The organism is Pragia fontium (genome assembly GCF_900638655.1).
In the GTDB taxonomy this organism is placed as follows: domain Bacteria; phylum Pseudomonadota; class Gammaproteobacteria; order Enterobacterales; family Enterobacteriaceae; genus Pragia; species Pragia fontium.
In genome coordinates, this window is sequence record NZ_LR134531.1 from 2129616 (window position 1) to 2143368 (window position 13753).

At 43.5% G+C, this 13753-nt stretch carries 11 protein-coding genes; 5 read left to right on the forward strand and 6 right to left on the reverse strand.

Annotated features, from left to right (window positions below):
• Positions 1 to 17: 17 nt before the first annotated feature.
• The 5 genes from EL341_RS09260 to EL341_RS09280 form a co-directional block, all read right to left on the reverse strand.
• Complete coding sequence (locus tag EL341_RS09260; protein ID WP_047781116.1) at positions 18 to 1460, reverse strand: sodium:solute symporter family protein; 1443 nt, start codon at positions 1458 to 1460, stop codon at positions 18 to 20.
• A 48-nt stretch (positions 1461 to 1508) separates the two neighbouring features.
• Positions 1509 to 1898 carry a RidA family protein gene (locus tag EL341_RS09265; protein ID WP_074822339.1) on the reverse strand — a complete coding sequence of 130 codons (390 nt, stop codon included), beginning with the start codon at positions 1896 to 1898 and terminating at the stop codon, positions 1509 to 1511.
• 76 nt (positions 1899 to 1974) lie between these two features.
• Positions 1975 to 3414: an N-acyl-D-amino-acid deacylase family protein gene (locus EL341_RS09270; protein ID WP_114986674.1), complete on the reverse strand. Its 1440-nt coding sequence runs from the start codon at positions 3412 to 3414 to the stop codon at positions 1975 to 1977.
• Between the two features lie 57 nt (positions 3415 to 3471).
• Positions 3472 to 4098, reverse strand: a complete 627-nt coding sequence (locus tag EL341_RS09275; protein ID WP_126467630.1) for a 2-dehydro-3-deoxy-6-phosphogalactonate aldolase — start codon at positions 4096 to 4098, stop codon at positions 3472 to 3474.
• Between the two features lie 4 nt (positions 4099 to 4102).
• Positions 4103 to 5134: a 2-dehydro-3-deoxygalactonokinase gene (locus EL341_RS09280; protein ID WP_047781120.1), complete on the reverse strand. Its 1032-nt coding sequence runs from the start codon at positions 5132 to 5134 to the stop codon at positions 4103 to 4105.
• A 275-nt stretch (positions 5135 to 5409) separates the two neighbouring features.
• On the opposite strand from EL341_RS09280, the gene EL341_RS09285 reads away from it, so the two are divergent.
• The 5 genes from EL341_RS09285 (at position 5410) to EL341_RS09305 (ending at position 12580) form a co-directional block, all read left to right on the forward strand.
• The gene (locus tag EL341_RS09285) at positions 5410 to 6171 is read left to right on the forward strand and encodes an IclR family transcriptional regulator (RefSeq protein WP_047781121.1); all 762 of its coding nucleotides are present in this window, start codon (positions 5410 to 5412) and stop codon (positions 6169 to 6171) included.
• 622 nt (positions 6172 to 6793) lie between these two features.
• Complete coding sequence (locus tag EL341_RS09290) at positions 6794 to 9508, forward strand: autotransporter family protein (RefSeq protein ID WP_126467632.1); 2715 nt, start codon at positions 6794 to 6796, stop codon at positions 9506 to 9508.
• Positions 9509 to 9692: 184 nt separating this feature from the next.
• Complete coding sequence (gene rimO, locus EL341_RS09295) at positions 9693 to 11024, forward strand: 30S ribosomal protein S12 methylthiotransferase RimO (RefSeq protein WP_126467634.1); 1332 nt, start codon at positions 9693 to 9695, stop codon at positions 11022 to 11024.
• 205 nt (positions 11025 to 11229) lie between these two features.
• Positions 11230 to 11961, forward strand: a complete 732-nt coding sequence (gene artJ, locus EL341_RS09300; protein WP_047781124.1) for an arginine ABC transporter substrate-binding protein — start codon at positions 11230 to 11232, stop codon at positions 11959 to 11961.
• A 106-nt stretch (positions 11962 to 12067) separates the two neighbouring features.
• Entirely contained in the window at positions 12068 to 12580 is a 513-nt protein-coding gene (locus EL341_RS09305) for a methylated-DNA--[protein]-cysteine S-methyltransferase (protein WP_047781125.1), read from the forward strand.
• Here the strand turns inward: EL341_RS09305 and rlmC are convergent.
• Positions 12574 to 13710 carry a 23S rRNA (uracil(747)-C(5))-methyltransferase RlmC gene (rlmC, locus tag EL341_RS09310; RefSeq protein WP_126467635.1) on the reverse strand — a complete coding sequence of 379 codons (1137 nt, stop codon included), beginning with the start codon at positions 13708 to 13710 and terminating at the stop codon, positions 12574 to 12576. The two genes, EL341_RS09305 and rlmC, sit on opposite strands and share 7 nt — an antisense overlap.
• Positions 13711 to 13753 lie beyond the last annotated feature (43 nt).

Genomic DNA, 13753 nt, shown 5'->3' on the forward strand with positions numbered 1-13753 from the left:
AATTGCTCACACACGAATTAAGCGTTATTTTCCCGCTCATCGGTAATTAACTTTAACACATCTTCCCGGCTCAATTTATTTTTCGGCGTCACTAAGGTCACGATCACCGAAACAACAAAACTGACGGTTAATGCTGGGATACTTGGGTTACCCCAGAATGCTGACCACGCTGGAGTCAGGATGATAGCTAACGACGTTAAACTTCCACCTAACAATGCCGCAACGCACCCTTGCCAATTAAACCGATGCCAGAACCGGCCGAACAGTACCGAAATACACATACCAGACATAATCATCGAAATCATTTTGGTAATGTAGCCAATAATGTCATTGGATGTCAGAGCGAATATCAGAGCCAACGCAATAACCACTAATAAGAATATTCTTGATAGATTGATGGCTTTCTCTGGTGGCGGCATTTTTCCGGTAATCAGAGTATAAATATCACGTAATATAATCGACACACCGGCAATGGCATCGGAACTTCCTGAAGACATATTGGCCGACATACCCGCAATCAGTACCACCATCGCTAAGATATGAGGCAGCGCATTTGTGGCATACAAGAAGGCGAAGCTGCTGTTTTCTAAGTTAGGATCCATCACATGCGTCGACATACCGATAATGGCCGGCAAGAATGAAAAGCCCATATACAATAAACCGGTAATCACAAATGATTGTCTAATGGCTTTGGTTGAATTAGCCGAGTAAATACGCTGACGATAAGACGGCGTGGCTAAAACCCCAATACAAATCACAACCGCCAATGAAATAGCCGGATAAAAGCCTAATTTACCAATACCAAAAAGCGTATAGGCTTTAGGGTCGGTATTCGCCACCACCACATCCCAGCCACCCACGTAATTCACAGACATGACGGCTAATAGAATGAAACCGGCAAACAAAACAATCGATTGTAATGTATCAATCCAGGATACCGCTTTATATCCACCAATACCGACATAGAATATAAATCCAACGGCAACAATGATTTTAGCTACGTTAATATCGATACCTGAAGCCCAGGCTAAATATAACCCGCCCCCCAGAATATGCGCACCTAACCAACCGATTGACGCTAAAAATATAATAATCGCGACCATATTTTTAACGATTTTACTGCCGCCGGTATAATAACAAAGCTCTTCACTCATCGTCATAAAGCGCAGTTTTCTGACCGGCGCAAATAACCAAGCGGTTAATAAAATACCGGTAGCACCACCAATACCATATAACATGCCTGCCCAACCGTTAGCATAACCAAAGCTAACGGCACCGATACTGGAACCGGTACCCACCATGGTTCCAACGGTAGAGCCCAGCGTCAGTAACATCGGTAATTTACGCCCGCCAAGAATAAAGTCTTCACCGGTCTTTTGATGGCGGGTAACATACCAACCCACCAACATCATGCATCCCGCATAGATCAAAAACCACACTAAGAAATTGTTATCATTCATAAATGATATCCTTTATATCGTTATAATAAGATTCAAATAAGTGGTTTCTTATTTAAATTTCTGATTAAAACAGGTGATATCCACTTCCACCATGCAATCAACAACTAAGTCGGCAACACAGCACACTCTTGCCGGTGGATGTTCATGAAAGAATTCTTTAAAAACTTTATTAAACGATTGAAAATAACGAGCATCCGTCAGGAAAACCTTCATATGAACAATGTCTTCTTTGCCATATCCTGCCTCAGTCATAATGTCTAAACAGTTTTGGATCGCCACTTTAGACTGAGCAATAATGCCGCCATCAATAATTTCGCCGTCGATCATTGGCGTCTGACCAGAAACATATAACCAGCCATCTGCCGCCACAGCCTTGGAAAAAGGAAGTGCTTGTTCGCCGGTACCTTTACTGCCGCCCACGCCATATCTTTTAATCATGTTATTCACCTGTTTTTATTACCTGTTGTTTTATAAGTGCATTCTATAAACGTGTGTTTTATGAATTTCTTTTTTATTAATTCTTTTCTCTTTCCATAAATCTACCGGCTCTATTCCCCGTCATTTGTTTATCGGTATAAGCCACCACGCCATTGACGAACACATATTCAATTCCGTCGGCTCGTTGTTTTGGTTGTTCAAACGTTGCAGTGGCATTAATTTTATTGGCATCGAATAACACGATATCGGCGAAATAATTTTCTTTAATAAAGCCCCGGCCAGACAGTGAGAATCGTTGTGCCGATAATCCGGTCATTTTGTGAATCGCCGTCGCCAGAGAGAATAATTTTTCATCACGACTGTAGTGCCCTAATACCCGCGGGAAAGTGCCCCATAAGCGTGGATGAGGATTAGGATCGCGAGGCAGACCATCAGAGCCAACCATGGAGCTAGGATGTTGTAATACTCTTCTGACATCATCTTCGTGCATTTGGAAGTAAATCGCGCCGGCAGGCTGTAAACGCGCTGCCGCTTGATGTATATCCGTTGACCAGGCAACTGCGATTTCTTCTAATGTTTTGCCCGACATGTCAGGATGTGGCGTAGACCAAGTGATTAAAATATCGTAATCAGCGGTCACTTGAGATAAATCGAGGTTGGACGAACCCGCACGATAAGGGTAACAGTCACAGCTGATATCTTGCTCCAGACGACACTTGTCAATCAGGCCTAACGTCTCTACCGTTCTGCCCCAGTTTTTAGCGCCAGCGCATTTATGATGTGATATTTGAACCGGCACTTTGGCATGTCGCCCCACCAAAAACGCCTCTTCCATGGCGCCAATAATGCCGTCATACTCTGTTCGCATATGCGTTGCATATAAGCCACGATAAGCGGTCAACACCTCTGACAGCGCGCAGATTTCTTCTGTTGATGAGTTAATCGCATTGCCATAAGACAGTCCGGTACTTAAGCCTAATGCCCCCTGCTCTAATGCCTCAACTAACTTGCTTTTCATCACCTCAATATTGTCTTGCGTTGCGGGTTTTAGCAGGCTCTCAACACAATTATTACGTAATGTGGTATGGCCAATTAACGTCCCCACGTTCACTGACGGTGAAATCTGATTAATTTTTTCTTTATAGGCATTCAGGTCGGGGAAAACGAACTCATCCAAACTACCGAGTAAATCGATAGGATCAGGAACCTCATCACGTAAAGTGGCACACACCGCACTAATACCGCAGTTACCCACAATAATGCTGGTCACGCCCTGCGAGGTTTTTTCGATGTAATCCGGCTTTTGCACCACAATCAAATCATCATGGGTATGTACATCAATAAATCCGGGGGATAAAACTAAACCGGTACAGTCAATAGTGATATCAGCATCGGCAATAATCTGAGGGCTGATTTTAGCGATACGATCGTCTTTAATAGCCACATCGGAAATAAAACTTTCATTTCCTGAGCCATCAAAAACCGTGGCATTCTTTAATAAGTAATCATATTTCATGTTAAATACCTTTGAATAAATGTCGCTTTTATCCAGATAACGGCGTCTGGCATTTTCTTATTGTTGTTGCTGTTGCCATTGTTGATAAGCATGAATAAAAGCTTCGGCCTGCTGCTTGGTTCTTTCAGCTGATTGCCCCGCCTTATATAAGTCACCGCCTAACCCCGCACCCACACATCCCGCATTCAGATAGGTATGTAAGTTCTCAGGTGTGACGCCACCAACGGCAAAGACTGAAATATCCTCAGGTAAAACCGCTTTTAACGCTTTGACATAGTCAGGGCCTAACGTCGCAGAAGGGAAAATTTTTAAATTAGGTGAACCGGCCTCCAACGCAGTAAATGCCTCAGTGGCTGTGAAACAGCCAGGACAAACAGTCATGCCGTATTCAATGGCTTTACGGATAACGCCGGTATGAATATTTGGCGTCACGATTAACCGACAACCTAGTTCAGCCAGTTGATCGACATTCTCAACCCGCAATACAGTACCTGCACCAATTAAGGCCTGATGACCATAATGTTGAACAGCCTGTTGAATACTGATTTGCCAGTCAGGGGAATTTAAAGGGATCTCTATCGCATCAAAACCCGCTTCAATTAATAACGGGATATGCGTATGAATTTCATCAGGTGTTATGCCCCGCAAAATTGCAATCAGGGGCATTTTGGTATTCCACGCCATATTATTATTCTCCGGCTAACTGCTTGGTAGGTTGGTTTTTCAATTCATTAATCCGTTCGGCAATCAGTTTTGCACCGATAACGGAGAGTGGTTTACTGCTATCCTCATCCACGGCAATAATCTTGCCGGTAAAAAACTCATCCTCTTTGATGAGTATTTCTAACCCCTGCCTTAAGATTTTCTTGCCGCAAATGACAATGGTGGAATCCGCCTCAAACGCTAATGCCTGACTATTCTTAATAGTCAAAATATCGGAGTACAAAATAGTCCCGAGTAAAAAATTCGCGCGTTGATTTAGTGTGGTTTGACTGAATAAATCCAGAATACGTACGGAAAAGCAGCTGCGGGCCAGCCCTACTTCCTGACACAATTTAGCGCCTTTGAGTAAGTACTCTTGATCAATATTGTTGGTGAACTGACTATCCAGTGAATTAGCGAGAATGGTATTTTGCGTGACCACGCTGAGTAGTTCGCCAGCAATGGTGGTCGCGCTGCTAACGATATGATTATGGTTATCCAGTTTGACGAATTTAGAATGAGACCCCGGCAGAATAATCAGCGCAGGACCATTGATATCAAATAGTGATATTGCCCCGATGGTTTCTGTTTCTTCACCGCGCATCACATCCATTAGTTCACAACAGCTTAGATCAACCTTTGAAACGTTATTTTTAACGCCGGGTATAAACCAGATCGGATGATCAATAATTTCAGGTAATACTTTTTGTACAGCCCCGGAGGCCAGATCATCACGGTTGACTGGTGCAGAGAGATGGGGAATTTCACATAACCCCATATTCGAAGTGATCATGCCGGAGGCTAAAATCTGCATCTCATCAGATTCAACGTTCACATTGGCTTTACTCAACGCCTGATGTAAAACGCTTCTTACGCCTTCAACTAATGCACATTGACTACCGGTAATGGCCGTATCTCTAACGCCAACGGCACCACTTGCTTCAGCAATGACGGCGTTCCCCTGACATACTCTGACCCGGGTGTTGGTGGTACCTGAGTCAATAGTAACAATAAACATGGTTATTCCTTAATTGAAGAGATTTTACGGCCTCTAACGTTGAAATATCATTCCAGTCAAAAAAACAATAAATGGAACGTCATTCCGCATTTAATGTAATTACACAAATAACGGAACGCAATTCCATTTAAATGAATTCGTGATGGTTATCACACAAGGAGGTCAGGAAAGGTCATAAACGATGGATGGGGATGTAGTAAGGCAGCGATGTTCTATTCCCTCAGTAAGAATTGAGGTTATAATGGATTATCGTTCCATAAACAGAACTCATATTTATGTCAGATAAACTCAATTCATCAAGTATCGATAAAGTATTAACCATTCTTGAAAGCGTCAGTAACCACCCTACCGGTATCTCACTCGCTGACTTAGCTAAAAATACAAAAATTGCTAAAACAACCGTCTTCAGAATTTTAGAAACGCTGAAGCTCAGAGAGTATGTGACATTAGATAACCTGACCGAGCGTTATATTTTAGATATAAAATCACTGGAGCTTGGTATTAAAGGCCTGATGAATGTTAATTTGGTTGAAGTGGCGATTCCTTATTTAAAAAAACTGTCCAGCCTGACTCAGGAAACCTGTTTTTTAGGCGTTTATAACCATGGTCATGTTGTCTATTTATATAAAAGCGAAGGTACGCTGGCCATTCAGACTAACGCACACTTAGGCAGTCGTATGCCCGCCTATTGCACCGGCATTGGTAAAGCCCTATTAGCTCATCAATCACAGGAAGAAATTGATCTACAGCTCAAAGAGCCGCTGGTAAAATATACTGAAAATACCATTACCGATCGTGTTGGGTTATACGAGGCGCTTGCAGATATACGCCTGAAAGGCTATTCATTTGATAATGAAGAAAATGAAGAAGGCCTGACTTGCGTCGCAAAACCTATTTTTAACTATACGGGTAATGTTATCGGCGCAATCAGCGTTGCAGGCCCTACCAATCGAATGAAGCCTAAATTAGAGCAAGTTATTGAAGACTTGAAGAACGTTTCTCAAGTGGTTTCTCGCCGTTTAGGGCATATAGAATAATATTTAAGTAACGGGTGGGATGATTGGCGGTGTAGCGTTGTTAATTTACTTCCGGTGTAAATTTCATTCACATGAATCTCACTCCCCCTACAACCGCACCCGTTACTTTTAAACACATCTAAGTATCGCAATAGTTAACAACCAAAGCATCAGACTTCACAAATGGTGAGTGCACCGTTAGCCGCATTTTTCTTGGCTACAGGCAACCTTACGTCAAAAAATATTTCGGTTGAATACGGTTTATATACCCATTACATCATACAAATATTAATTAACCCAAAAACTCACAAGAAGAAAATTTAATTTTTAATTAAAAATAACCTTATATAAATGGCGGTTATTAAAAATAAAAACACCAATAAAAATAACTCATTAGAAAAAACAAAGTGTTTATTTTTACATTTAACAAAAAAGCTTATCAATAATTAAATAATAGTATAAAGTATTATCCTGATACATTTTAAAACCATTTAATACGTCTATACACATTGCTTCTCACACTAAGCAATCATTTTATTTGTCCACTTAAACCACACAAGGACAATAAGCATTAAGAGATAGATTTTTTAGCCATATAAAACAATTTGATGGAATGAAAGCAAAGGAGCAGTGAAGAGTAAACATGAAAAAGACAATTAATACCCATTGTGAAAATTTTAACATTAAAAACCAAAAAACACTTATTCGCAAATTATCAATAAACTCAATTTCAACACCTTTGCTTTTAATCTCTCTTGGTGCGTCACCCTTTATCAATGCTGAAACCACGACGCTTACCTCATCAAATGAAACCATTTCATCAGATGTTTTTGGTACTAATGGTGACCAATCTAATGGCGATGATGCTCAGGAAGGTATTATATGGTCACCAGTAGAGAACACGCCTTCACAACTAATAATAAATAGCAGTGTCAACGTAATCGGTGGTAATGGAGAACGCACTGTCCCTGATATACCAACAAGCAACGCTGGCGCAGCCCTTAAACTTGATAACACCTTCTCACAAGGTGAGATATTTAATTCGGGCAACCTTAAAGGCGGTAAAGGTGGCAGCAATGCTGTTTTTGGCGGCAATGGCGGAGATGCTCTTCTGGTTTCCTCAGGGATTCTCGTATTAGAAAACCGGGCTAATGCCGTCATTTCTGGTGGTGATGCCGATAATGGTGGATATACTGGTACAGGCATTACACAGGGCCATGGCGGCATCGGTGGCGATGGTATTTCCATAACAAATGGTCAATTAACCCTAACCAACTTTTCAACCGCCACCATCACAGGTGGTAATGGCGGTAAAGGCTATTTTCCTGACTTTAATAATGAAGGCGAAGGTGATGGTGCCGCCGCCGGTAATGCAATCATCCTTACATCTAATAATAATACGATAACGAACCAAAATTCGGCCTCAATCATTGGCGGCGAAGGCGGCACGCCTGCTGAAGAAAAAATTGCGGGTAATGGCGGTATTGGTATAAAAATAACAGGTGACAATAATATCATTGTCAATGAAGGACTCATTGCCGGTGGTAAAGATGGTTCCCAGCAAATCAATGCTAATGCCATCGAACTGATTGGCAACAATAATACATTAGAACTTTCAGGTAATTACAACCTGACAGGGAATGTTCTTGCTCAAGGAACAAATAATACGCTGATATTAAGTGGTGGGGGAAACCGCTTCGCTTTAGATAGCTTGGTCGAAACGTTAAGCCAAAGTAGTGACTCACAATTTAGTGGATTTGATACTTACAAAAAGCAGAACAGCGGAATATGGACCCTGACCGGGCAAAATACGGCGGCATCAAACTGGCTTATTGAAGGCGGAGTTCTGAATATCGGCGATCAAAATCATTCCGCAGAATTGTTAGGTAATATCACGATTGGTAGTGAAGCGACCCTAAGTGGTTTAGGCAGCGTTAACGGCACCGTTGAGAACAATGGAACCATTGCGGCCTTGAACTCTATCGTTAACTATCAAGACGTCGCCCCTGGCAATTTAAACATGGGGTCATTAATTAACAATGGCGTGATTAATCTAGCGGGAAATTCAGCTGGTAACACCTTAACGGTAAACGGTAACTATACCGGTGGTGGAACACTGATATTAAATACCCTTCTCAATGGCGCTAATTCGTTAACCGATAAACTCATCGTAACGGGTGATACCAGCGGTGATACCGGCATTATTGTTAATAACATTAAAGCAAGCGGTGCACGAACGCTCAATAATATTCATAACATTGAAGTCGTAAAAGTAGCTGGTCAATCCAACGGGATATTCACGCTAAAAAATCGTGTCACCATCGGCGCTTACGAGTACTTTTTGTACAAAAATGGTCTCAATGAAGAAGATGGCAACTGGTATTTACGTTCAGAGTTAGCTGATGGCAACAGCGACAAAGTTTATCACCCTGAAGCTGGCGGTTATATGGCAAACATGGCCGCGGCGAGCAAGCTGTTTAACCTTAACCTGAAAGATCGCGAAGGCCGGGCTGAAAACTCCAGTATGTGGTTACGTCAGGTAGGATCCCATACGCGCTCTCGCGATAGTTCAGGACAGTTGCATAACACAACAAACAGTTATGTCGTTCAGGGCGGCGGTGAAATATTTAGCTTACAAACTGATGATACCGGCCGTATTGGTGTTGGCTTAATCGCTGGATACGGTGAGGCAAAGAGTAAAACCAATGCCCCACGTACAGGTCATATCTCCAAAAACACCGTTAATGGTTATAACACCGGTATCTATAGCACTTGGTTTCAAGATGCGAATACCTTGCATGGTGCCTATGTTGATAGCTGGATCCAATACAGCTGGCTGAAGGCGAAAGTAGACGGACAACAATTTTCAAGCGAGGATTATGATATTAATGGTTTTAGTGCCTCAATGGAGACAGGCTATCGCTTAGATCTCTATCAGGGAATCAATGGCAATGTCTATTTCACTCCACATTCACAAATAATCTGGAGCGGTATCAAAGCCGACGACCATACAGATATTAATGGAACAGCCATCAGTTCCAGCGGCAGTGATAATATACAAACTCGACTGGGACTGACGCTTTCACGTGAAGGTGTCAGTGATAAAGACAAAGGCACTGAAAAATTATTTACAACTTATGCTGAAATCAACTGGTTGTATAACAGTAAACAGGCTGGCGCTATTCTTGATACAAATCGTGTCCAACAGGCCGGTAGTCGTCATATTGGCGAATTAAAATTAGGAACCGAAGGACAAGTAAACCGCCACCTAAACCTATGGACAAACGTCGCACAACAGTTAGGTGGAAATGGCTATAGTGATACATCACTCACCGTAGGCATCAAGTACCGTTTTTAATTTATCACATGCTTTATTGGTAACCGACTGAAAATAAGCTTTTCAGTCGGTTTATTACCAGACGACCAAACATAGCTATATAAATTTCATCTCGACATCGGTAGAATTCGCCCTAATTCCTAACAGTCATAGACACCGAAGAATCGCTCTTCTGCTGCATGACGACATCAACGAGTTTTGAGTAATGTCCAATACTACACCCCAAGCACCAACCGTCGGCTTTGTTTCCCTTGGCTGCCCGAAAAACCTGGTCGATTCAGAACGTATTTTGACCGAACTACGAACTGAAGGTTATCAAGTGGTTCCCAGCTACGAAGGTGCAGACTTAGTTATCGTTAACACCTGCGGCTTTATTGAAGGTGCCGTTCAGGAATCACTGGAAGCCATCGGTGAAGCATTAACAGAGAACGGTAAAGTGATTGTTACCGGGTGTCTGGGTGCCAAAGAAGATCAGATTCGTGAAGTTCACCCCAAGGTACTGGAGATTACGGGTCCCCATAGCTATGAGCAGGTGTTAAAACACGTGCATACCTATGCCCCCAAGCCTGAGTTTAATCCGTTCACCAGTCTGGTTCCGGCTCAAGGGGTAAAGCTTACTCCAAAGCACTATGCCTATTTAAAAATATCGGAAGGCTGTAATCATCGCTGTACTTTCTGCATTATTCCGTCAATGCGCGGCGATCTGGATAGCCGCCCTATCGGTTCAGTGCTGGATGAAGCAAAGCGTTTGGCGGAAGCCGGAGTGAAAGAGCTACTGGTTATTTCTCAGGACACCTCAGCTTACGGCGTCGATATCAAACACCGCACTGGTTTTTGGAATGGACAGCCGGTTAAAACTGATATGGTCAGCCTGTGTGAGCAGCTTTCTTCATTAGGTATTTGGGTTCGCCTGCACTATGTCTACCCTTATCCACATGTTGATGATGTTATTCCATTGATGGCCGAGGGAAAAATCCTGCCTTATCTGGATATTCCGCTGCAACATGCCAGCCCGAAAATTCTAAAAGCGATGAAGCGCCCGGGTTCCGTTGAGCGTACGCTGGAGCGAATTAAACGCTGGCGTGAAATTTGTCCGCAGTTAACCCTACGTTCAACCTTTATTGTTGGCTTCCCCGGCGAAACGGAAGAAGACTTCACTATGCTGCTGGATTTCCTGCGTGAGGCTAAACTCGATCGCGTTGGCTGCTTTAAATACAGCCCGGTTGAAGGCGCTGCCGCAAATGAATTGGCTGATCAAGTAGATGAAGACGTTAAAGAAGAGCGCTTCCACCGCTTTATGCAGCTACAACAGCAAATTTCCACCCAACGCCTACAGGATAAAGTTGGCCTGACGCTACCGGTTATTATCGATGAAGTTGATGCAGAAGGCGCGATTGGCCGTAGTATGGCCGATGCCCCGGAAATTGACGGCGTTGTTTATCTGAATCAGGAAACTCAGGTTAAAGTGGGCGAGATTGTTCAGGTGAAAATTGAGAATGCCGACGAGTACGACCTTTGGGGTTCTGTCGTCCGTTAATTTCCCCCTTTCACGCTGTAGTCTATTAATCCCGACATCATTTTTTATGTCGGGATTTTTTATTGGTTTTGCTCTTAGGCTAACTTTTTTACCGCTATTTTTATGAATAGTCAGATTTTGCTTGCTTATTCACATTTAATGACTATATATTCACCTCATTCGATTTTTTAGTCAGCGCGACTATTTTATTATTGGAGTCATTATTATGAAGAAAGTTGTAGCTACCCTATTGTTAGCCGGTGCAGCATTATCTGTTCAGGCTGCCGATCCTATCCGTTTCGCCTCGTCTGCAACTTATCCTCCATTTGAGTTTATGGACAAAGACAGCAAAATTGCCGGATTCGATATCGATTTGGCCAAAGCGCTGTGTAAAGAGATGAAGACTGAATGTACCTTCTCTAATCATGCCTTTGACAGCCTGATTCCTGCATTGAAATTCCGTCGTTATGATGCGGTTATTTCCGGAATGGATATCACCGCAGAGCGCAGCAAGCAGGTGTTATTTAGCCAACCTTACTATGCCAACTCCGCAGTGCTGCTGGTCCGTAAAGGCACCATCACTTCGGTTGATCAAATGAAAGGTAAAAAAGTTGGGATGGAAAACGGCTCAACCCACCAAAAATATCTCAATGATAAACACCCGGAAATTAAAACCGTGCCTTATGATAGCTATCAAACGGCGGTTATTGACCTGAAAAACGGCCGGATAGATGCAGTATTTGGTGATACGGCGGCGGTTAATGAGTGGCTGAAAACCAGTCCTGAGTTAGCAACCCTGGGTGAACACGTTGCCGATCCAGCCTACTTTGGCGCCGGGCTGGGTATCGCAGTTCGTCTGGATAACGCTGCGTTAGCCAATAAAATTAATGCTGCATTAGATGCAGTGAAAAAAGATGGAACCTATCAACAAATCAGCAAAAAATGGTTCCCACAGTAACAAAACCTATCCCTGTATTATTAGCGGCCTCTTTTCCTGAGGCCGTTTTTATTTTAACTGGCCAGTGATACTATTTTTGCCATTATGCCGCTAAAGGAATATCGCCATGTATCACCAACTTTACCTCTCCCCAGTCGGTAATCTACGCATTGTTGCAGACGATATCGCCCTGCGTCAGCTTTGGCTGCCTAATGAGGTGGAACAACGCCAGCCGGAAGCGGGATGGATTGACGGCAAAGCGTCCCCAATTATCAATCAGGTTATCACCATGCTGTCTGATTACTTCGCCGGGAAGATCGTCTGTTTCACAGACATTCCCTGTGAACCGGAGGGCTCTGAATTCCAGAAAGCGGTGTGGCAGCAGTTAAAAAACATTGGTTATGCCGAAATCGTCAGCTACGGCGACATCGCTGCCGCCATCAATAAACCCAAAGGCGCACAGGCGGTTGGTGGTGCGGTGGGGGCTAATCCTATCGCCATTATTTTGCCCTGCCATCGCGTTCTGGGACGGAGCGGAACGCTGACGGGCTATTCAGGTGGATTAGCGGTGAAAAAAGCGCTGCTCGATCTGGAAGGTATTAGCTATAAAGAGAATCGTCAATATTCCCTTGATTATTGACGCTGCAATAGAGTCAGCACTTCATAGTGAGCAGTATGTGGAAACATATCAAACGGCTGAACTTTAATGATGCGGTAACCGGTCAATTGCCGGATATCCTTTGCCATCGTTTGGGGGTTGCAGCTGGAATAAATAATGTAGTCAGGTGCCATCTGACTCAGATAACGACACAGTTCAGCGCCAATTCCCCGGCGTGGCGGATTGACCAGCACTAGTTCGGGAATATCTTGCTGAAACTTGCTTTCGGCAAACTGGGTTGAATCCAGCGCGTCAAAATGGATATCTTCCAGCCCTATCGCCTGCGCAGAGCGTTTAGCGCATTCAATAGCTTCAGCGCTGATTTCAATGCCGGTTAATCGAATCTTAGATGTCGATGCACAGTGCAGACCAAAGCCACCAACGCCACAAAACAAATCCCACATGCTACGGATATCGAGTTCAGCAACCCATTCTTGAGCAGTGGCATACAGTTTCTCGGCAACCTCAGGGTTAGTCTGAAAGAAACTACGAGGGCGAACAAACAAAGGAATCTCATTGAAATGCTCTTCCAGCGCCTGCTGCTGGGTTAACATTATCTCTTGCTCGCCTTCCAACACCGCCATATGAATTGGCTGAATATTGGCAGAAATCACCCGCAACTGAGGCAATAGCTGCTGTAGCCAAGGTAATGCATCCCTGAGCTGCTGTAGTTTTACTTCGGAACGTAAAACAAAGCGTAACATCAGTCCGTCGTCTAGACGGCTCTGGGTTAACAAAATAAATTTCAGCTCACCTCTTCGACGCTCAACGTTGTAAGGGGTAAGCCCAGCCCGTTGTATAAATTGCTTTAATAACGGGAAAGCATCGCGCATCGATGGTGGATACAACGGACAATCACAGAGATCGACGGCTACCCCATCCTTGAGCGGTAAACCCAGCACTGGCCGTTCTACGCTACCGCTAATCACCATTTTCGCTTTATTTCTAAATGCGGACTGTTCGCTGCTCACTGTTTTCAGCCACGTTTCAACTGGCAACCCCGACAATAGCCTTTCCAGATCCTGATGTTTATCTTGTAATTGCTGCGTATAGGGCTTATCTATCCACTGACATGAATAACAAAGCCCCGCGGCATGAAGCGCGCACTGCATTAAAACCAACTCCGGAATTGGGTATGACGATAAGAGATGAACA

Bases quoted from the DNA above. Each gene is read 5' to 3' on its own strand.
- EL341_RS09280 (WP_047781120.1), bottom strand. From the start codon at position 5,134: ATGTTTATTGTTACTATTGACTCAGGTACCACCAACACCCGGGTCAGA.
- EL341_RS09270 (WP_114986674.1), bottom strand. From the start codon at position 3,414: ATGAAATATGATTACTTATTAAAGAATGCCACGGTTTTTGATGGCTCA.
- EL341_RS09260 (WP_047781116.1), bottom strand. From the start codon at position 1,460: ATGAATGATAACAATTTCTTAGTGTGGTTTTTGATCTATGCGGGATGC.
- rimO (WP_126467634.1), top strand. From the start codon at position 9,693: ATGTCCAATACTACACCCCAAGCACCAACCGTCGGCTTTGTTTCCCTT.
- artJ (WP_047781124.1), top strand. From the start codon at position 11,230: ATGAAGAAAGTTGTAGCTACCCTATTGTTAGCCGGTGCAGCATTATCT.
- EL341_RS09290 (WP_126467632.1), top strand. From the start codon at position 6,794: ATGAAAAAGACAATTAATACCCATTGTGAAAATTTTAACATTAAAAAC.
- EL341_RS09285 (WP_047781121.1), top strand. From the start codon at position 5,410: ATGTCAGATAAACTCAATTCATCAAGTATCGATAAAGTATTAACCATT.
- EL341_RS09275 (WP_126467630.1), bottom strand. From the start codon at position 4,098: ATGGCGTGGAATACCAAAATGCCCCTGATTGCAATTTTGCGGGGCATA.
- EL341_RS09305 (WP_047781125.1), top strand. From the start codon at position 12,068: ATGTATCACCAACTTTACCTCTCCCCAGTCGGTAATCTACGCATTGTT.
- rlmC (WP_126467635.1), bottom strand. From the start codon at position 13,710: ATGCAGTGCGCGCTTCATGCCGCGGGGCTTTGTTATTCATGTCAGTGG.
- EL341_RS09265 (WP_074822339.1), bottom strand. From the start codon at position 1,898: ATGATTAAAAGATATGGCGTGGGCGGCAGTAAAGGTACCGGCGAACAA.